We start from the raw sequence: 19504 nt of genomic DNA on the forward strand, positions 1-19504 counted from the left end.
TTTCAAGGAATTGTGAGGCGAAGTTATTTCGCAGGTTCGGTTTTGTTCAGAACCTGAGCAACGGTCGATTTGACCACGCGCACCTTCACACCTTCGGCAATTTCGACTTCGATCTCGTTGTCGCCTTCCTTGACCTTGGACACTTTACCGATCAGTCCGCCTTGGGTGACAACCTGATCGCCCCGGCGCACGGCTTCGACCATGGCCTGATGTTCCTTCATTTTCTTCTGCTGCGGACGGATCAGCAGGAAATACATGATCGCAAAGATCAGGATCAGCGGGAGAAACTGGGCGATTGCGCCACCTTCCATGGGATATTCCTTTGTTCAAACCTTGCGGCACCGTTCCGCAAATTTGGCCGGAACCTATGCTTTGAAATGCGTGTTTGCAAGCAAAGGCGGTGATGTGCCCCACCGGAAGCTGATAATGGTGGTAAAAGAACCGGCTAAACGACGCAGATATGTCCTATGAAGACGCAGCAACATAGCTATAGTTGGGCATCAGGAGAATCGATGTCTGAACGTCACAAACCTTTCCAATCGTTAACGCTTTTGCTGTCACTACTGGCTGTTGTTGTATGTCTGGCGGCGCCATTGCAGGCACAGGAAACGCAGGACGAAGCACCTGCGTCCGAGGCCGAAACCTCGGACAGTTTCAAGGCTCCGGTCATCATCGATGGCGATATGCTGTTTTTCCTGCGCGGTTCCAGCGCGCTGCCTGCATCGGAACGGGCGGAAAACGTTCAAAACAGCATCATTGAGGTTGCCGAAGCTTCAGAAAGCGACAGTGTCGACATCACTTTTGAAGAAACTGACCTCGGCATCCGCATCCGCGCCGATGGTGTAAATATTTCCATCGTCACAGTCGCCGACGCCACGCTGGATCAGATGGAGCTTGATGTCCTCAGCTTTCTGCATGGGCAAGCGATCGAAGAGGCCATCATCTCCTATCGATCCAACCGAACAGACGAAGCGCGCGTATCCGGTGCAATCGAGGCCATCGGATGGACAGTCGGTTTCGTCCTGGTCGTTGCCGCGCTGTTGTGGCTGCACCGCCGTATCCGGCGGCGTACACTGGAACTGGTGCAGAGCTATTTGAAGAATGTCGAGACGGCCACCGCCAAACATGTGCAGGCCGAAGCGATTGCAGCCCTGATCCGTTACGGGTTGAATTTCGTCCTGCTGACGCTGTTTTTCCTGGCCTTTTACTACTATTTGTCCTTCGTCTTGCTGTCCTTTGCTGACACGCGGTATTTCGCACAGCTGTTGCTGACGTACCTGACAGAACCAGTTCTGCTGATCTTCAAAGGCATCCTCAGCTATTTTCCCAACCTAATCATGCTGGGCCTGATCACTTGGATCACGCTGTACATCATCAAAGGCATGCGTGTGTTTTTTGAGGCGGTCGAGGCCGGCTCGTTCGAACTTGGTGATTTCGAAAAACACTGGGTCAACCCGACCTTCAACATCGCCCGGGTTGTTGTCATTCTGATCGCATTGGTCTTTGCCGTGCCGTACATCCCCGGTTCGGATTCAGCCGCCTTCCAGGGCCTGACCATTCTGGTAGGCGCCATGCTGTCTCTCGGGGCGAACTCGGTCGTGTCCAACATGCTGGCGGGGCTGTTTGTGATTTATCGTAGATCTACCTCCATCGGGGATCGCATTCAGATCGGCGATCATGTCGGTGACGTGGTGCAGATCAAACTCATGGAAACGCACCTGAAATCAATCAAGAACGAACTGATCTCGATTCCCAACGCACAGTTGATGAATTCGGACGTCGTGAATTTCTCGAAGAAGACAGATGGCAGCGGGTTGTTGCTGCACTCCACCGTCGGCATCGGTTATGAAGAGCCGCCCGAAAAGGTCGAAGCGATGCTGATCGAGGCCGCTAACCGCACCAAAGGAATCAAGGCCAAGCCTGAACCTTTTGTGCTGTGGACCGCGCTGGCCGACTACGCGATCAACTATCAGATCAACGGCTATACCACCCGCGGCAGCATCATTCCGAAGATCCGCTCGGACCTGCACCGCAACATCGTCGCCGTATTCAACGAGAATGGTGTGCAGATCATGACGCCCTCTTACATGGCCGACCCTCCGGAACCAAAAATTCCGGCAGAGCAGTGGGACGGGCATTTAGCGCATGAAACCCACGAAGAGGACGATAAGTCGTAACCGGTGCTACACCCTGCCGGACAGATGGTGCATAAGCGGTTTCAGTGATTCACGCATTTAAGGATCTGAGACATGCACGACATCCGCGCCATTCGCGAAAATCCTGACGCTTTCGACGCCGCCCTTGCGCGCCGTGGGGATGCGCCGGTGTCGTCAGATTTGCTAAGGCTGGACGAAAGCCGCCGCGCCAAGATTCTGGCCGCTGAGACCGCACAGGCAGAACAGAACAAAGCGTCCAAGGAAGTTGGTGCCGCCAAGGGTCGTGGTGACGAGGTTGAATTCGAACGCCTGCGCGCGCTGGTTGCCGAGAAAAAGGCCGAAATCGCCCGGATGCAGACCGAGGCCAAGGATCTGGACGCCCTTTTGACTGATCAGTTGATCCGTATCGCAAACCTGCCGGCAGAAGACGTGCCGGAAGGCGCGGATGAAAACGACAATGTCGAGGTCAACCGCTGGGGCACACCGCGCGATCTGGATTTTGCGCCCAAAGAGCATTTCGAGATCGAAGCCGTTCAGAACGGCATGGATTTCGAGACCGCAGCCAAACTCTCTGGTTCGCGATTTGTGTTGCTGTCCGGCGGCGTTGCCCGCATTCATCGCGCTTTGGCCCAATTCATGCTGGACACTCATATCAACGAAAATGAGTTGACCGAGGTGAACGCCCCGGTTCTGGTTCTGTCCGAGATGATGCAAGGCACCGGCCAGTTACCGAAGTTCGGCGAAGACAGCTATCAGACCCGCGAAGGCTGGTGGTTGATCCCAACCTCCGAGGTTTCGTTGACCAATATCGTCAACGACACATTGACCGAGGAAAGCTATCTGCCCCGCCGCTACACCGCGCATTCCCTGTGCTTCCGGTCCGAGGCAGGATCTGCGGGCAAGGACACTCGCGGGATGCTGCGTCAGCACCAGTTCGAAAAGGTCGAGATGGTCTCGGTCACCCATCCGGACAAATCGGATGAAGAACAAAAGCGTATGCTGCGCTGCGCCGAGGGCATTCTGGAAAAGCTGGGCATCCCCTATCGCACCGTCATCCTGTGTACCGGTGACATGGGCTTTGGCGCGCGCCGCACCTTCGACATCGAGGCATGGCTGCCCGGTCAGGACACTTATCGCGAGATCAGCTCGGTCTCGACCTGCGGTGACTTCCAGGCCCGCCGCATGAACGCACGGTTCCGTCCCGAAGGTGGCGGCAGGCCGGAATACGTCCATACGCTGAACGGTTCGGGTTTGGCCGTGGGACGCTGCCTGATTGCTGTGCTGGAGAACGGCCAGAACGCGGACGGCACTGTTACTCTGCCCGAAGTTCTGAGTCCCTATCTGGGCGGCAAGCTGACCCTGCAACTGGACGGCACCCTGGCCTGACAAACAAAACCGGCACCATCAGGCACCGGTTCGGATAGCAATACAAGGCGAAGAAATCTATTTCTTCGCCTTTTTCTTGTCCTTCTTCCGACTTTTCTTCTTGTCGCTTTTTTTCTCGCTCTTCTTGGCCTCTTTCTTCTTATCGTCTTTTTTCGATTTTTTGTCCTTTTTGGACTTTGCTTTCACCTTATCCTTGGCCTTGGAAATCGCTGCTTCCATTTCCTTGCGTTTCTTGGCAGCTTTTTCGGCTTTAGCCTTGGCTTTAGCCTTTTTCTTGGCTGCAGCTTCAGCCTTTTCAGCCGCCGCTTTTTCTTCCGCTGCCTTGCGTGCGGCTTCTTCAGCCCGCTTTTCGGCGGCAACAGCGGCTACCGTCTTACGCGGAGCAGCTTTGCGTACAGCTGGTTTTCGAGCAGCTGGTTTGCGGTCGGCTGGCTTTCTCACCGGGGCCTTGCGCGCCGCTGGTTTCTTGGCGGCAGGAGTCGCGGCAATTGTCTCTTTTGCAGTGGCAATCAAAACTGCCGCGCGTGCCTCGCCGATCCGAGGGACCTTCACCAGGTCTGCAGGAGCCGCCTTCGCTATCGCTTCTGCGGTCTTAAAGCCGTTGGCAGCAAGAGCCTTTGCAAGCGCCTCTCCTACACCTTTAACGTCGGTCACTGCGGTCATCTACGTATCCTTTCTCTATCTCCCTGCACAATCGTATATACAATAGATATATGCAAGTTCTGCGGCGGTCTTCTCAAATCCAGCGGTTCACCTATGCGCCAGATCAGCAGTTCGGTTGATTTTTGGGAAGGGCACGAGGCGTTTTGCCTCCTCATCCCAGAGCTTCAGGTTCAACGCCGCAACCGCCTCGGGGAATTTGATCCGCCTAGGGGTGAATTCAGGCGGCAGGTTATAGTGGCAAGCCCGTAGTCGGTACGATGGAATACGTGCGTTGAAATGGTGGATGTCATGCAGCGTGATACAGGCCACGGCGGTATCAAACCACCATCCGAAATCCAGTGCAGACGACCCCTGTAGCGCTGCAATCTGAGGGTTCAAATCAGGGCGGCGATCCCAATAGGTGTCTTCAAAGTTGTGCTGCAGATACACGAGGAACACACCCAGCATTCCGCCTAGAAATGAAAACACCAACCAGACCCATATACCGGTCATGCCCGCGATCAGATACAGCAGGCCTAAAAACACGATAATCGAAGCATTGTGCAGCAAAACACCTTTGACACCGAAGCGCACAGTATTCTTGGGCCAGCGGTAGCGAATGAAGTATGTGAACAAGGCACCGACCGGCACCAGAATGAAAGGGTTGCGATACAGCCTGTAAACCAAACGTGTTTTCCACTCCGCGCCCTTCCATTCTCGCAAAGTCATTGTGTGAATTTCACCGGTCTCGCGATGTTCAAGGTTTCCGATACCCGCGTGGTGCAGATTGTGGTTTTGCTTCATCACCTCGAACGGCGCAAAGGTGAATGGGGACAGACCATGCCCTGCCCATTCGTTTTGCATTCGCGTTTCAAACAGGGAGTGATGCCCGCAATCATGTTGCAGCACATAAAGGCGTACGGCCGAAAATGCGAAGACAATCCCGGCCGGGATCATGATGTACCAGCGATCCACGAATACGATCGCTAAAGCCAGCGATGCGAAATACGACGCAAACGTGCCGAAATAGCTAAGCGCAGCCAATCTGTTGTCCTGAACTGCGTAGTGTCTTGTGTATTCTCTCAGATCCATCCAGTCCGCTCCCCACGATGGCCCTGTTAGTATGTGTTCAAAATCCAAGTGCGGTTTGGCCGCGTACAATCAGTGCATGTGCAGACAAATGCACACAAGTGAATGCTAGCGCGCGGAACAGGGGCTGTCACGCCCGCAGAGCGAAAATGCCGAAAATTGGCGCAGTTACGCGCTTGTGTGATGATCACCGACACAGAAAATACGCGATCCAGTCATGAGAGGAAGGCGCCTGTGAAACGCAGCCGCACATGTCTCGGGGAGCTTCAACATCATTCGCACAACCCTCGGAGTTGACGTGCGGGAAACTTCCAATCAGAATATGAAACAGTTTTTTAAGGTCCATTGATTGACTTTAACGAGAAATATATTGCGGTTTGCGCCATTGATTTGCGTCTCGCTTGCGGGGTGCTCGTATAACGGCTTCGGCACTTCATCCTCAGCTGCCATCATGACTGGCAATGCAATTGTGCACGAGTTACGCGGCCGCGGGCTGCATGTCGCTACATTGCAAGGCACCGCAATCTTCAGTTTTGGCATCTATCACGAGATTCTGGTGTTTGCCGGAAGCTGCGAAGATAAACCGACAGAGCTGACAGACCGTCAAGCGCTGATCAACAACCAAACCCTTGCAGCATCGGTGTCGGACACGACAGGGCTGGAGATTGCCTTTGGCCGAAGATGGAGCGGTCTGACTCTTGGTCGCCATCAGGCCGCTGTTTTAGTGGATATCCCAAAAGACGCCGAAATCGCACGCAGCCTGTATCTGGATCTCGATGACCTGTCTTCGACCAGAGTTGACCAACTTGATGAAACACCCTGTGAGAAGGAGACGCGAACGTGAAAGGACTATTACCAGTATTAGGATTATGCGGCCTGTCTGCCTGCGGCGACCAGCTCTACGTCGCACATGATACGGTCGTTGGCGTCAATGCTGCAGTCAGCGCCAATAGGCAGCAAGGCCAGGTTGTGATCGGCTTCGACCGCGATTTCGCCGCACTTGTGCCCGTGATCGAGCCGGGTGGGACGGACGCCGACGGCAAGCCGCGAACCAAACGCGAAGCCATGGCGGTCTTCGGTTGCACCAGCATGACAACCAGCAGCATCTTCCTGACTGGCTATTCTGACGTGATCTCAACTGGTGAAGCAGCTGAGAAACTGGCGAGAGCGCTTGGGACCAAAGGTAAAAAAGAAGGCGCTGAAAAACTGCTCGCTTGCGCCGACGATGAAAACAACGGAAATGAAAATCCCCCCGGCCAAGGAGATGACAATGGATAAATTCCCCAAATTTTCATCCATTCTTGCCGCTATTGCGATCAGTGGCTCCGGCCTTACCGGCTGCACCGAGGTTCAGGATCGCGCGCTGGTGTACGGCGAACGCAGCGGAGTGAACATTGCGTTGCGCTCGGATCCGGCCAAAGCACTTCCTATCGAGGTAAACGCAGGCGTACAGCGCCGGGTCACAACCTTGGTTCCCCCTAAGGAACGGAACGACGCTGGCAGGCCAATTGATGAGGCAGTCAACATGATTTCAAGCTTTGACTTAAAATACGACAATGCAGGCGGAAGCGAGGGTCTCTTTGGGGGCACAACAGCCATTGCATCGATCTTCACCACCGGCGCAGCGGCAGACGAACTGGCCACAACGATTGATGAAGGCGGTACACCCGAAGGTTTAGCAGACGCGATTGAGAGGAACCGGCAGTTTGTTAATAAGAACTAAACAGCGGGCGGGCACAGGCGGCGCGGCTCACCCACGCCCCTTGAGATGCTTGGCCAAGGCTCCGGCGTTTTTCTTCCGCCGGCCCTTGTAGGGGTTCTTGTCCCCCTGCCCGCGCAGTGTCAGGCGGATTGGTGTGCCGGGCATGTCGAAATCCTGCCGTAGGCCGTTGACCAGATAGCGGGTATAACTTTCCGGCATCTTGTCAGGATGCGAGCACATCACCACAAACCCGGGTGGTCGGGTCTTGGCCTGTGTCATATAGCGCAGTTTGATCCGGCGACCCTGTGGGGCTGGCGGCGGGTGTTGTTCCAGCATGGCGGTCAGCCAGCGGTTTAACGCAGCCGTCGGCACCCGGCGGTTCCAGACATCATGAGCGCGCAGGATCGCGGCGCGCAAACGTTCCAACCCCCGGCCCGTCTTGGCAGATACAGTGATCAGCGGCGCGCCGCGCAGTTGTGGCAGCAGACGATCAAACGACTCCTTCAACTCGCGCAGTTTCTCCTGCTTGTTGTCTTCGACGTCCCACTTATTGACGGCGACAACAACGGCCCGGCCTTCGCGTTCGGCCAGATCGGCAATGCGCAAGTCTTGTTGTTCAAACGGGATGGCGGCGTCCAGCAACACAACGACAACCTCGGCAAACTTCACCGCACGCAGGCCGTCCGAGACCGAAAGCTTCTCAAGCTTTTCCTGCACCTTTGCCTTCTTGCGCATCCCTGCTGTGTCAAAGATCCGCATCGGAGTGCTTTCGCCATCCGGGTCAGCCCAATCGATCCGCAGGCTGATCGCGTCGCGGGTAATCCCGGCCTCGGGCCCGGTCAGCAGGCGATCTTCGCCGACGATCTTGTTGATCAGTGTGGACTTGCCTGCGTTCGGGCGGCCCACCACGGCCACCTGCAGCGGCTTGGCAGAGGTGATCAGGGGCGTCTCGCCCTCGCCATCCTCATCCAGTTCGATGTCCGTTTCAGGGGCCTCCTCGACCTGTTTTTCCTCGGCTGCATCGGCCAGAGGCATCAGCTGCGCATAAAGGTCGGTCATCCCTTCGCCATGTTCGCCTGACAGGCGGACAGGCTCACCCAGACCCAGATTATAGGCCTCCAGTACACCCGCGTCCGCAGCGTTGCCTTCCGCCTTGTTAGCCGCGAGGATCACGTGCTTGGACCGTTTGCGCAGAATTTCCGCGAACATCTCATCCGTAGGGGTCAGGCCCACGCGCGCGTCGATCATGAACAGGCAGACATCGGCCATATCCACCGCGCGTTCCGTGAGACGGCGCATCCGACCCTGCAGGCTGTCATCTGTTGCATCCTCAAGACCTGCCGTGTCGATCACTGTAAAACGCAAATCACCCAGACGCCCTTCGCCTTCGCGCAGGTCACGCGTCACGCCGGGCTGGTCGTCGACCAGAGCCAGACGTTTGCCCACAAGGCGGTTGAACAGGGTGGATTTGCCCACATTCGGGCGCCCCACGATGGCGAGGGTCAGCGACATGATACTCAACTTTCAAGACTCAAGAAGCGCCCTTTAGCGCATCTCGCCGTCAACGGAAAGCGTGTAGATCGCCCTTGGAGGAAACGACATACAGCGTTTGCCCGGCTACAACCGGCGCGGTGGTGGCACCTCCGGGTACTTCGACCTGATGAACCAGTGCTCCGTTAACGGGATTGAAGAAGCGCAGATACCCATCATTGGACGCAATCACAATACGGCCTCCGGCCAGGATCGGACCGTAATGTGCAAAGATTGGTCCGCGGCGGCCTCGCTTGTCTTTGACAAAGGTCGGCAGATCCTGCGCCCATATGACCGAGCCGTCCGCCGCATTCAAACGAACCAGCTGGCTACGGTCGCTGATCAGGAAAATGCTGTTGCCTGCGGGCCAGACTGTGTCGACCGCGCCTTCGTCAGCGGTCCAGCGGCGTTCACCTGTGGCAGCGTCAAAGGCCACGGTCCGCCCGGAATGGTTGCCGATATAGATGCTGTTTCCAACAACCATCGGACTGCCGGTCACGTCGACAATCTGCGCGGCTGCCCGTCCCCGCCGACCTCCTGCGACCGAAGCATTCCAACGACGAATTCCTCCACGGCGGAAGGTGGCTGCCACATCGCCAGACCCAAATGCAAACACTGCCAGGTCCGAGGCGATCACAGGTGCGGGTGCACCCAGAACGTTACCGACACTGGGCGTGCCTTCGATTTGCCAGGCAACACGACCGTCCTTGGTATTGATGGTCCAACCGGTTTCATCACCTGCCACCAGGTACAGCAACCCGTCGTTGACCAGCGGTGAGCCACTGCCGGTCGCGTCCAGTCGTTTTTGCCAGCGTACGGCACCCGTTTTTGCATCCAATGCAGTCAATCGCCCAAACCCGGACGACACGTAAAGAACGCCGTTCGAATAGGCCATACCGCCACCGGTGGCGTCTTCATCACCGTCGCTTGGGGGAATCAAGTCGGTATCCCAGGCCAACTGGCCCTGCGGTGTGACCGCTGAAACGGTCGCCCCCGCATCCAGCGTATAAATCAATCCGCCCGCAACCACAGGATCGGCGGTGATACGTTGCTTGCGCGAGTCACCCTGCCCGATGGAAGCAGACCAGATCCGTTGCGGCGTCGCACGCAGAGCCGCGTTCGTGGTTCGGTAAGCAGCCGTTCCCGGGCTTTGCGACCAGCTGGCGTTCGCCTTTTGAGCCGGCAGGCTGATGGGTTGAGAGCCACTCTTTTCTATAGTTTCCAGATCAGACGCCGGGCGGATATCTTCACGTTCACCGGGCAAAATCGCTTCGGGTGGTTGACAGGCGGCCAATGCGGTCAGAGCCAGCGCCGCAACCGGCAATCCCGCGCGGAAAAAAAGTCTTGTTACCATGGTGTTCCGAACTCGCCTGTCATTAAATCTTATGTTCCGCCTGGTCAGCCCTGTTGTGCCACCAACGGTTCCGGCTCGCCACCCAAAGCGACAATCAGCTGGGCCGCACGCTGCTGCAGATCAATGCCTATCTCGGCATCCTGGCGCAGCGCTTGCAAACGGTCCAGTGCGGCATCGACATTGCCCTCGGACACATCAATCAAGGCCAGTTGTTCTTCGGCCAGCAGACGCAGCGGCGCACCCGGCGCGGCCAGTGCCTCGAACTGTTGCCTGCGATCAGCGGCCGACAGCGTATCGCTTTGCAACAGCAGTGCCTTAAAGCTTGCAATGGCGCGATAAATCTCAGGCAGGTCCCCCTGCACAGCAACCGCGTTCAGGCTGTTGACCGCATCCTCGCGCGATCCGGCCTCGATCTGCGATGCAGACAGCAGCATGTTCAAAACGGCATCCCCGCCCGGCGACATCGCCTCGATATCCCGCAGGCCGGCTGCTCGTGCATCAGAATCGTTTTCCGACAAAGCGGCCAGAATCGAGTCGCCCAGATCCTGTGCCTGCGCCGTATCACGCGACTTGCGGTACTCATTGAACGCCGCTCCGCCCACGATAAGCATGACGGCGGCTACACCAACCCAGCCCCAGCGGCGCAGCAGCAGATACATCCGGTCGCGGCGCACCTCTTCCGTGACCTCATCAATGAAACTGTCAGTGTCGCTCATTCCTGCCCCCTGGGCTGTGTGTCTTGCATAAGTGCGCCATGTCATACCCCGGCACCAACGCCAAGCCAAGGGTTCGATTTTGCACATTTTCACCGCTTGGCTTCACTCTTGCGAAAAAAACTAAACCGAACTATTCAGTTTAGTGTAGAAATTACATGGCCGACGCCCCATTTCATAGCGAGACCGCCCCGCTTTTGTTGGCACGGAATTCTAGGAGAAATACTGTATGCGTTTGATTTCATTCATCAACGCCCTTCTGGTTATTGTTGCGCTGTATTTTCTTGTGTTTGAGCGCGACTCTTTGTTTGCCTTCGCCGGTCGCGGGGACTCGGAAGAAGCGACGCAGAACGAATCTGCCGAAGCCGACACCACCGATCTCACTGCTGTGGGCGTCGTCGCACTGCGTTCGCAGGCGCGCGAAATTGACAGCGCGGTCCTGTTGCGTGGTCAGACCAAAGCAAACCGGCAGGTAGAAGTTCTGTCTGAAACCACATCCACGGTTATCTCGGAACCCAAGCGCAAAGGTGCATTTGTCGAGGCTGGGGACATATTGTGCGAACTCGACCCTGGCACGCGCCCAGCACAACTGGCCGAAGCATTGGCCGGCAAGTTGGAAGCTGAAAGCCGTATTCCCGAAGCAGAAGCACGCCTGCAAGAGGCGCATGCCCTTGTCGCCGAGGCTGAAATCAACCTGACCGCTTCACGTAAGCTGGCTGAAACCGGGTTCGCCTCGGAAACCCGCCGTATTTCCAGTGAAGCGTCGATGAGCACTGCAAAAGCGGGGGTGAAGTCTGCCGAAGCCGGACTGGAAGCCACCCGGGCCGGGATTGAAGCCGCCGCCGCCGCTGTAGAAGCGGCGCAGCGAGAAGTTGGACGTCTGACCATCACTGCCCCGTTCAAAGGTCTTTTGGAAAGTGACACGGCAGAGCTGGGCAGCCTGATGCAGCCCGGATCGCTCTGCGCGACTGTCATCCAACTCGATCCGATCAAACTGGTTGGGTTTGTGCCGGAAACCGAGGTCAATCGCGTGCAGGTGGGCTCCGAAGCGTCGGCAACACTGGTCACCGGTCGGCAACTTGGAGGCCGTGTCACGTTCCTAAGCCGATCCGCGGATGAAACAACGCGTACGTTCGAAGTTGAAATCACGGTGCCAAACCCGGACCTGACCATTCGCGACGGTCAGACTGCAACCATTCGCATCGCGGCAGAGGGCACAAAAGCCCACCTGCTGCCACAATCCGCACTGACCCTGAGCAACGAAGGTCAATTGGGTGTGCGTACGGTCGGCACCGGCAATGTGGTCGATTTCATGCCCGTCCGAATTCTGCGTGACACGGCAGAGGGTGTCTGGATCGACGGCCTGCCCGAAACGACGGATATCATTGTTGTAGGTCAGGAATTCGTGACACGCGGTGTTATCGTGGCCCCAACCTATCGGGAAGCATCGCAATGACCGGTATCGTCGCCTGGGCCGCTGATCGGGCCCGAATGGTTCTGGCATTTATCGCTATCTCGCTTGTCGTAGGCGGGTTTGCCTATGTCTCGCTACCGAAAGAAGGCGAGCCCGATATCGAGATTCCTGCTCTGTTCGTCTCGGTGCAGTTTCCCGGCATTTCCGCAGAGGATTCGGAAAACCTGTTGATCAAGCCGATGGAGACCGAATTGGCGGATCTCGACGGGCTCAAGGAAATGACGTCGACCGCTGCTGAAAGCTATGCGGGGGTCGCGCTGGAGTTTGACTTCGGCTGGGATAAAACCGCGATCATGGCTGATGTGCGTGACGCCATGAATTCGGCGCAGGCGGACTTTCCCGAAGGCGCGGAACAGTATTCCCTGACCGAGATCAACTTTTCCGAGTTTCCCATCGTCATTGTCAATCTGACCGGTGCCGTTCCCGAACGCACGATGGCCCGTGTCGCCAAAGACTTGCAGGACGATCTTGAGGCTTTGGATTCCGTTCTTGAAGCCGGCATCGCAGGTAATCGCGACGAGATGCTTGAGGTCGTGATCGACCCGCTGCGGCTTGAGGCGTACAACGTGACCGCAGATGAGCTGATCAACGTGGTTCGGAACAACAACCAGCTGATCGCAGCGGGTGAGGTCGAAACGGCGCAGGGCACATTCTCGGTCAAAATTCCATCGTCCTTCAAAACCGCGCAGGACGTTTACGGTCTACCGATCAAGGTCAACGGTGACCGGGTCGTTACATTGGGTGAGTTGGCGCAGATCAACTACACCTTTGAAGACCGTGAAGGCACCGCCCGTTTCAACGGCGAATCGACCGTCGCGCTGCAGGTGGTCAAACGCAAAGGGTATAACCTGATCGACACCGTCGCGCAGGTGAAGGACACCATTGCACATGCAAAGACCAAGTGGCCGCCCGAGCTTCAAGCGGCAGTTGATCTGGGAACATCGAACGACCAGAGTCGCATCGTCGGCTCGATGGTCAGCCAGCTTGAAGGCTCGGTTCTGACCGCAATTGCGCTGGTAATGATCGTTGTACTTGCCTCGCTGGGCACGCGGGCCGCCCTGCTGGTTGGCTTTGCGATTCCAACCTCGTTCCTGCTGTGTTTTGCGTTCCTTGCCGTCATGGGGGTCAGCATCTCGAATATCGTGATGTTCGGCCTCATCCTCGCTGTAGGGATGCTGGTGGATGGCGCCATCGTCGTGGTGGAATACGCGGACAAACGTATCAAGGAAGGCGTTGGCCCGATGCATGCCTATGTCGAGGCTGCCCAACGAATGTTCTGGCCGATCGTGTCCTCGACGGCGACGACTCTCTGCGCCTTCCTGCCCATGTTATTCTGGCCTGGTATTCCGGGTGAGTTCATGGGAATGCTGCCCGTCACGCTGATCTTCGTTCTGTCGGCCTCGTTGATCGTAGCGCTGATCTATTTGCCGGTCATGGGCGGTGTATCCGGGCGGTTGAGCCGCATCTTCGACCGGTCTTCGGTCTGGTTGCGAGCGCGCACGCCATGGTGGGTGCGAGTGCTGATGGTACCGCCGTCCCTGTACATGATCTTTTTGGGCGCGATGCAAGTCCTGAACCCCAATTACCTGCTGCCCGGTGGCTCGATCGCAGGGGCCCTGTTATTCCTGTTCGGAGCTTTTGCCGGATCCGTGACCCTGAGTGCGGCCAAGATTGAACGCGCCGAAGAAGACCATGTTCACACTGCTGACGAACACACACCGTTTGGTCATGTGGTCCGGTTCCTAGTCGGCAATCCGATCATGCCGATTGTATCGCTGGCGGCAGTTTTCTCTGCGGTGTTTTTCGTTGCCTTCGTCTGGTTCCCTCAGGAATCCCGAGGCGTTGAATTCTTCGTGGAAAGCGAACCTGAACAGGCGACGGCCTATGTGCGGGCCCGCGGAAACCTGTCCCTGTCGGAAAAAGACGCCATGGTCCTTGAGGCCGAACAGATCATCGGATCTCACCCTGCGGTCATCAACGTCTTTGCCTTCGCGGGCGAAGGCGGTCTGAATCAGAATAACGGTGGCGCTCAGGCTCCGGCCGATACGGTGGGCCGGGTTCAGTTCGAAATCATCCCATGGGAGGATCGCCCCAACATCTCGGAATCCGCCCTTTGGGGTTTGTTCGAGCGGCACTTCGTAGCGCCCGAATATGATGGTGATTTCGTTATTGATGAACTGAATGCCCAACTGGCGACGATACCCGGTATCGTCGTTGAGATTTTGCCATTGGAACAAGGCCCTGCCTCGGCTAAACCCGTGCACCTGCGCATCAAGGGTGACGGATGGGAAGACCTGACCTCGGCGGCGGTCACCGCCCGCGAGGCATTCGAGGCCACGCCAGGCCTGATCAAAACCGAAGACACCCTGCCCCTGCCCGGCATCGACTGGCAGATTGACGTGGACGTCGCAAAGGCCGGTCGGTTCGGAGCCGACGTGGCCACGGTTGGAGCAATGGTTCAGTTGGTCACGCGCGGCATCCTGTTGGGCGAGATGCGTCCGGACAGCAACGATGAAGAAATCGAGATCCGTGTCCGCCTGCCGGAAGAGGATCGCGTGTTATCGACATTGGATACGCTCAAAGTCCGCACTCCAGACGGGCTGGTGCCTCTGTCAAACTTCGTGACTCGTAAACCGGTGGCCAAACTGGCCGAGATCAACCGCGTCGATCAGCAGCGATATTACGACGTCAAGGCGGATGTCGAACCTGGGCTGAGCAAGGCTGTGTCCAAAGGCCCCGATGGACAGCCTGTGCGGCTGGCCGTGATGCGTGAAGTGGCGGAAGGTTATACGCCGACTGGCACTGTGTTGAACGCTGCCGGCGGAAAGTCATACGAATTGGTTCAACTGACCGGCGCAGAAAGTGTCGATCAGTTGCGTAGCGCAATTGAAGACGGGGATGTTCAGTTTGCGCTGATCAACCCGAACGAACGTATTGCCGTTCTGACCGAATGGCTGGACACCGGCCCGTTCGCCAACTCGATCAGTTGGGAATGGACCGGCGATCAGGAAGAGCAGGCGGAATCCGGCGCCTTCCTGGTGAACGCGTTCATGGGTGCTCTGGGGTTAATGTTCGTGATCCTGCTGGCGCAGTTCAACTCGTTCTACAACTCGGTTCTCGTGCTGCTGGCGGTGGTTTTGTCCACCACCGGGGTATTGATCGGAATGATCGTGATGGAACAGCCCTTCTCGATCATCATGACCGGGACCGGCATCGTGGCGCTGGCGGGTATCGTGGTGAACAACAACATCGTTCTGATCGACACCTATCAGGAATACAGCACCTATATGCCCCGTATCGAAGCAATCATCCGCACCGCGGAATCGCGTATCCGCCCGGTTTTGCTGACTACGCTGACGACGATGGCTGGTCTGACACCAATGATGTTCGGCCTTTCGCTGGACTTCATCAATGGCGGCTATTCCATCGACAGCCCCACGGCCCTTTGGTGGAAGCAGCTGGCCACGGCGGTGGTCTTTGGTCTGGGTATTGCGACTGTCCTGACGCTGATCGTAACCCCATCGCTTCTGGCGTTGCGGGTCTGGGTGACAACCTATGCAATTTGGCTCAGCCGTGTTCTTGCCCGTGTGACCGCAGGTCGCTCCAGTCAGATCGCGCAGGACATGGCAATCGGACGCTCTGCCCGTCAGATGCAGGCCACCGAGATTGTCTGGGAGGATGAGTCGCATTCAGGAAGGCTTGAGCAGGACAGCCGATCGGATCAGCCCGATCACCCTGCTGGCCCGCCACTGAAAGCCGCTGAATAAAACGAAAGTGATCGCCGACTTGTTTGCGCGCTCTGAACTGGTACGCGTCACGCATGAAAAGTTCGCCCCAAGTGCCGTGCCTGAAGGGCTTTCGTTTTCCGCGTGAAATCACAGCCTAGCTGTTTGGGTCTACCATCGCATTGCGCAGCACTGCTGATGGTGAAGATCCGTTCGCAGAACGCAGAGTTACTGTCAGCTGGGCGACCGTCCGGCAAGGGGTTAACCGCTTCGACCGCCGTTTCGCCAATTGCATCAGGCTAGACCAGCCAAGTGCGACCGATAAATGACATTTTGACGAAGTGGTGGTCCCGATCAACGGCTGGAAATGCTGGCTCTGGCGGGTGGTGGATGCAAACGATGATGCTATTGACATTCTCGTCCAACCTCGGCGGAACGCTGAAGCGGCCTGGCGTGTTCTGAAGTGGCTGATTTCGCAGTTCGGTCAACCCCGTGTCGTGATCACGGAGACCGCAAATGATGTCTTTCTGCTCGCGCCACTTGGTATTGGCTTCGATGACGACAGCGCCAGCGGGTCACTTGTTGTCGCCTGTCCAACAGGACGCGAGATCAAGAATTGCCTGGAGTTTCAACGTCTCGGCAATCCCAACCTTCCGGGTCAGTACTTCTCGCGTTTTTCCGGAATTCGCTTCCGTTACGACCCTCCGCGACCGCTCAATGACACCGTAGCGGGAATTGAAATCGATGGCATGACGTGGTTATCACCAGATTGACCATTCCGAGGATTCTGAGGAACTCTACAGCGTCGCTTGTAACTTCTGTTTTGGACTGATCCTAAGTTCGATCCCTGTCGAGGCCATGGGCGTACTGTCGTTGGCACTTAAGGCACGTGAAGGCGAATTGATGACAACACGTTTAGAAGCAGTGCCCGACAGGCAGTTGAGACCTTACGCACTCCCCCACAAAGGTTTCGTCGATCCGCGTGAAGTGGTGCAAGAAGCGGGCGGTAAGCCATCATAGGAAGTCAATGAATGGCAAGCGATCTTGGAGAACCTGAAAGGCTTGCCGAAATAGAATGATCAAGGGATATCGGTGCTTGAGATGGACCAGCGCGCGCAGGAGGATCGATCAATCCAAATTTATTCATGACGAGCGTTCCCGAGTCCCCGGCCTGTTAAAATGACTACGCCGCAGAACCCTCTGGGGACTTTCACGTTGACTGCCAGCTTCCACCAGTCGTGTCGGGATGTGATTGATCTGCTGTCCGAACGTGTAATTGAAGTCGACGCTCAATCGTTTTTCGCTTGAGACAGAAATTCGACCAGGGATTACTCAGCGGCCCGAACGTCGCTAGCTCCGACCTAATCTGAACTGGCCTAGCGACGAAGCTTACAGTCGTACCAAGTGTTCAGTCCCGGCATCTGGTGGATCGACTTTTACGACCAAGAACGCTCATATCCTACCCATAGTGAGATAACTCGAGCCACGGTCTATTGGCAGAGAGAACAAAAAAACACTGGGGGCACCTCAGAGTGGAGCAGTTTCGCTCACATCAGTCCAATAGCCGGGACTGGCTCAGTTCCGGGGGCGCAGAATCTCTTTTATTTCTATCGAGGCTGTTGCCCTATAACCTCCAGCAATACTGTTCCCGCTGCGCCAGACGGTGGCCTGGTTTCAGCTACCGCTGACAAGGTTGTGGCGACATCTACGGTATGAACTTGCCGAGAAATTTTTTGTGGATTCACCCCTTGGCCCGCAAACATGATCGGTACGAAAGTGTCGTAGCGCCAAGGTGAGCCATGGGTGACAGTGACAGATAACCCATCCATATCGTTGATGAACCATTCCGGTTGGAAGACCACGTAAATGTCTCCGGATCGATCCGGGTGATAATTATTCAGGACTGCCCGCATGAGAGCGTTGTCGGGCAATGAACCCTCGCGAAGTCGCGAACTGGGCACCGCATAGGCAACTCCTTCAAAAGCGACAAGCTCTTCGGAGATTGCCGTTTCCAACGCGACCCTGTCGATATTCGGGTCGTTGCGAATAGTGTCGGACAGCGTCAGATACGGGTGATCGTAGCCTGCAAACAGAGGACCTGTCAGATCAAAGCGCTCCCTGATCCGATCAACAGCAGGGGTTGTCTCCCAATCACTGGGAGTAACATACCCTCCGGGCAAGCCGATAGAGTCCAAATACCCTGGCGCCTCGGGGGCGCCGTGGTCCGAGGAAAGCACGATCAGCGTGTTTTCCAATCCAATCTCTGCGTCGACAAAAGCAAACAGGTCGGCCAACGTACGGTCGAGGTGAAGCAAATTGTCTTCGGCCTCAAGGCTCGATGGGCCAAACAGATGACCGACGTAATCGGCTACTGAGAAGCTGACAGCCAGATAGTCGGTTACTTCGTCATCGCCCAACCCTTCCGCACTAATCAGGGTCTTTGCGAAGTCCGCCGTTATCTGGTCTCCAAACGGGCTGAACGTCAGGTGTGTTGTGAAATACTTGCCGTCGACCGAACCCAGCCGGTGAGGAAAGGTACGCCCGAACCCCGCAAAGTCCGGCTCCCATTCCTGATCGTCACGATCCGCAAACAGATAAGTGTCTATTGGGTTGAGAAGCGTCCAGGATTGCCCACTGAAGCTTTGCGGCAGACCTTTGGCGTTCCAGGCATCAACCCAATCTGGATAGGCGTCGTAATAATAGCTGCTCGTCACGAACTGACCCGCAGATTTTGAGAACCAGAATGCCTTGCCCGCATGCCCGGCCATAGCCACGGCACCACGATCCTTGATGGACACACCGAACACCTTGGCGGCGCCTGCGGTCGTAACAGCCAGTTCATCCCCAAAGGATGATGTCAGGATCGCGAGGGGAGAGCGCCCATCGGTATTTGCGGCGCGTTGAGTTGGGTCGATCTCTGTATCGTCATCCACGTCCGCGCCGCTGGTGAGAATTGAATAATTGGGGTCTTCAATATTGTATACCGTTCGGCCTTGATCCCGATCATACCAAAGATTGCCGACCATGCCGTGAGCCGTGGGGTTGGCTCCTGTCGCAAGCGTGGTGTGACCGACAATGGTTTCGGTGTTGGCGTGGGTGTGATGAGCGTTGGTGTAGTGAATCCCTTCGTCCATGAGATAACGGAAGCCACCTTCCCCGAACTCGTCATAATGCCGAGCGGGCATGTCTCCGCGCAGTTGGTCCACAGTAATTTGCAGTATCAAACGGGGTTTGTCCTGTGCGTACACTGCAAAAGGAGCCACACAAAGAACAAACAGAAACAACTTTCCGGCTTTGGTCAAAATCGCCATGAGACTTCCAATATGGTGAATGGCTTAAACCGCGATAATGCAATGCTAATTCTGATCGAACAAGAAGGTAAGCGAACACAGGCAAGCTGATGGGCCAAGACGATAGTTCTGAAAAACTCCCGTTTGATGGCGGTTTACCCTGCTCGTCGAGCAAACTGTTGAAATTGGCGGTGTCCGGGCGTGAATGCGCCTTATCTGATCATGTCGACCAATTCGTTAGGCAAAGAACTTGGTTGCCACATCCTTGTTCCGGGGTTTGAGAGCCTGCAAAATCTCACCCCCGCCGACGTTTGCTTCGGCCACAATCAGAACATTCTGAAACATCAAGAAAGGATCGAGATCGAGGCGGGTGATCAGGGGCGTCACCAACTGGTTCTGGATTCCATTGAACCACTTGTCCTGTTCGGTGAAGAGAAACTTCC

15 protein-coding genes and 1 pseudogene are annotated in these 19504 nt (G+C 56.4%); 8 read left to right on the forward strand and 8 right to left on the reverse strand.

Annotation, left to right across the window (positions count from 1 at the left end):
- Window positions 1–23: 23 nt before the first annotated feature.
- A complete protein-coding gene (yajC, locus tag ACR0K5_RS08965; RefSeq protein ID WP_480629339.1) occupies window positions 24–311 on the reverse strand; it encodes a preprotein translocase subunit YajC in 288 nt (95 codons plus the stop codon).
- A 201-nt stretch (window positions 312–512) separates the two neighbouring features.
- Between yajC and ACR0K5_RS08970 the strand changes: the two genes are divergently transcribed.
- Entirely contained in the window at window positions 513–2177 is a 1665-nt protein-coding gene (locus tag ACR0K5_RS08970; RefSeq protein WP_480629340.1) for a mechanosensitive ion channel family protein, read from the forward strand.
- A 72-nt stretch (window positions 2178–2249) separates the two neighbouring features.
- Window positions 2250–3542, forward strand: coding sequence for a serine--tRNA ligase (gene serS / locus ACR0K5_RS08975; protein ID WP_480629341.1), 1293 nt, complete (start codon window positions 2250–2252; stop codon window positions 3540–3542).
- 57 nt (window positions 3543–3599) lie between these two features.
- On the opposite strand, the gene ACR0K5_RS08980 is transcribed toward serS, so the two are convergent.
- Together ACR0K5_RS08980 and ACR0K5_RS08985 are read right to left on the reverse strand one after the other, a co-directional pair.
- Entirely contained in the window at window positions 3600–4205 is a 606-nt protein-coding gene (locus ACR0K5_RS08980) for a helix-hairpin-helix domain-containing protein (RefSeq protein ID WP_480629342.1), read from the reverse strand.
- A gap of 87 nt (window positions 4206–4292) precedes the next feature.
- Window positions 4293–5276: a fatty acid desaturase gene (locus tag ACR0K5_RS08985; protein WP_480629343.1), complete on the reverse strand. Its 984-nt coding sequence runs from the start codon at window positions 5274–5276 to the stop codon at window positions 4293–4295.
- A gap of 448 nt (window positions 5277–5724) precedes the next feature.
- On the opposite strand from ACR0K5_RS08985, the gene ACR0K5_RS08990 reads away from it, so the two are divergent.
- From ACR0K5_RS08990 to ACR0K5_RS09000, 3 genes are read left to right on the forward strand one after another with little or no spacing between them, the layout of a single operon-like run.
- Window positions 5725–6117, forward strand: a complete 393-nt coding sequence (locus ACR0K5_RS08990; protein WP_480629344.1) for a hypothetical protein — start codon at window positions 5725–5727, stop codon at window positions 6115–6117.
- The gene (locus ACR0K5_RS08995) at window positions 6114–6551 is read left to right on the forward strand and encodes a hypothetical protein (RefSeq protein WP_480629345.1); all 438 of its coding nucleotides are present in this window, start codon (window positions 6114–6116) and stop codon (window positions 6549–6551) included. Before ACR0K5_RS08990 ends, ACR0K5_RS08995 begins: the two co-directional genes overlap by 4 nt.
- Entirely contained in the window at window positions 6499–6996 is a 498-nt protein-coding gene (locus ACR0K5_RS09000) for a hypothetical protein (RefSeq protein WP_480629346.1), read from the forward strand. The genes ACR0K5_RS08995 and ACR0K5_RS09000 overlap by 53 nt, the downstream gene beginning before the upstream one ends.
- A 27-nt stretch (window positions 6997–7023) precedes the next feature.
- On the opposite strand, the gene der is transcribed toward ACR0K5_RS09000, so the two are convergent.
- The 3 genes from der to ACR0K5_RS09015 are packed head-to-tail and all read right to left on the reverse strand — an operon-like array spanning window position 7024 to window position 10575.
- Window positions 7024–8487, reverse strand: coding sequence for a ribosome biogenesis GTPase Der (gene der / locus ACR0K5_RS09005; protein WP_480629347.1), 1464 nt, complete (start codon window positions 8485–8487; stop codon window positions 7024–7026).
- A gap of 49 nt (window positions 8488–8536) precedes the next feature.
- Entirely contained in the window at window positions 8537–9859 is a 1323-nt protein-coding gene (locus tag ACR0K5_RS09010; RefSeq protein ID WP_480629348.1) for a PQQ-like beta-propeller repeat protein, read from the reverse strand.
- Between the two features lie 44 nt (window positions 9860–9903).
- Entirely contained in the window at window positions 9904–10575 is a 672-nt protein-coding gene (locus tag ACR0K5_RS09015; RefSeq protein ID WP_480629349.1) for a hypothetical protein, read from the reverse strand.
- Window positions 10576–10801: 226 nt separating this feature from the next.
- On the opposite strand from ACR0K5_RS09015, the gene ACR0K5_RS09020 reads away from it, so the two are divergent.
- The 3 genes and pseudogenes from ACR0K5_RS09020 to ACR0K5_RS09030 form a co-directional block, all read left to right on the forward strand.
- A complete protein-coding gene (locus ACR0K5_RS09020; RefSeq protein WP_480629350.1) occupies window positions 10802–12028 on the forward strand; it encodes an efflux RND transporter periplasmic adaptor subunit in 1227 nt (408 codons plus the stop codon).
- Window positions 12025–15813, forward strand: a complete 3789-nt coding sequence (locus ACR0K5_RS09025) for an efflux RND transporter permease subunit (protein WP_480629351.1) — start codon at window positions 12025–12027, stop codon at window positions 15811–15813. Before ACR0K5_RS09020 ends, ACR0K5_RS09025 begins: the two co-directional genes overlap by 4 nt.
- A gap of 53 nt (window positions 15814–15866) precedes the next feature.
- A pseudogene (locus ACR0K5_RS09030) lies at window positions 15867–16298 on the forward strand (DDE-type integrase/transposase/recombinase); the annotation flags it as partial.
- A 1080-nt stretch (window positions 16299–17378) separates the two neighbouring features.
- On the opposite strand, the gene ACR0K5_RS09035 reads toward ACR0K5_RS09030, so the two are convergent.
- Both ACR0K5_RS09035 and ACR0K5_RS09040 read right to left on the reverse strand, forming a co-directional pair.
- A complete protein-coding gene (locus ACR0K5_RS09035) occupies window positions 17379–19082 on the reverse strand; it encodes an alkaline phosphatase family protein (RefSeq protein WP_480629352.1) in 1704 nt (567 codons plus the stop codon).
- Window positions 19083–19298: 216 nt separating this feature from the next.
- On the reverse strand, window positions 19299–19504 hold a 206-nt coding region (locus ACR0K5_RS09040; RefSeq protein ID WP_480629353.1), incomplete at its 5' end, for a hypothetical protein.

The sequence above is a fragment of the Ruegeria sp. AB9 genome, from assembly GCF_056542585.1.

Coding starts and splice junctions, on each gene's coding strand:
- yajC (WP_480629339.1), bottom strand. CDS start 311: ATGGAAGGTGGCGCAATCGCCCAGTTTCTCCCGCTGATCCTGATCTTT.
- ACR0K5_RS08970 (WP_480629340.1), top strand. CDS start 513: ATGTCTGAACGTCACAAACCTTTCCAATCGTTAACGCTTTTGCTGTCA.
- serS (WP_480629341.1), top strand. CDS start 2,250: ATGCACGACATCCGCGCCATTCGCGAAAATCCTGACGCTTTCGACGCC.
- ACR0K5_RS08980 (WP_480629342.1), bottom strand. CDS start 4,205: ATGACCGCAGTGACCGACGTTAAAGGTGTAGGAGAGGCGCTTGCAAAG.
- ACR0K5_RS08985 (WP_480629343.1), bottom strand. CDS start 5,276: ATGGATCTGAGAGAATACACAAGACACTACGCAGTTCAGGACAACAGA.
- ACR0K5_RS08990 (WP_480629344.1), top strand. CDS start 5,725: ATGACTGGCAATGCAATTGTGCACGAGTTACGCGGCCGCGGGCTGCAT.
- ACR0K5_RS09000 (WP_480629346.1), top strand. CDS start 6,499: ATGAAAACAACGGAAATGAAAATCCCCCCGGCCAAGGAGATGACAATG.
- der (WP_480629347.1), bottom strand. CDS start 8,487: ATGTCGCTGACCCTCGCCATCGTGGGGCGCCCGAATGTGGGCAAATCC.
- ACR0K5_RS09010 (WP_480629348.1), bottom strand. CDS start 9,859: ATGGTAACAAGACTTTTTTTCCGCGCGGGATTGCCGGTTGCGGCGCTG.
- ACR0K5_RS09015 (WP_480629349.1), bottom strand. CDS start 10,575: ATGAGCGACACTGACAGTTTCATTGATGAGGTCACGGAAGAGGTGCGC.
- ACR0K5_RS09020 (WP_480629350.1), top strand. CDS start 10,802: ATGCGTTTGATTTCATTCATCAACGCCCTTCTGGTTATTGTTGCGCTG.
- ACR0K5_RS09025 (WP_480629351.1), top strand. CDS start 12,025: ATGACCGGTATCGTCGCCTGGGCCGCTGATCGGGCCCGAATGGTTCTG.
- ACR0K5_RS09035 (WP_480629352.1), bottom strand. CDS start 19,082: ATGGCGATTTTGACCAAAGCCGGAAAGTTGTTTCTGTTTGTTCTTTGT.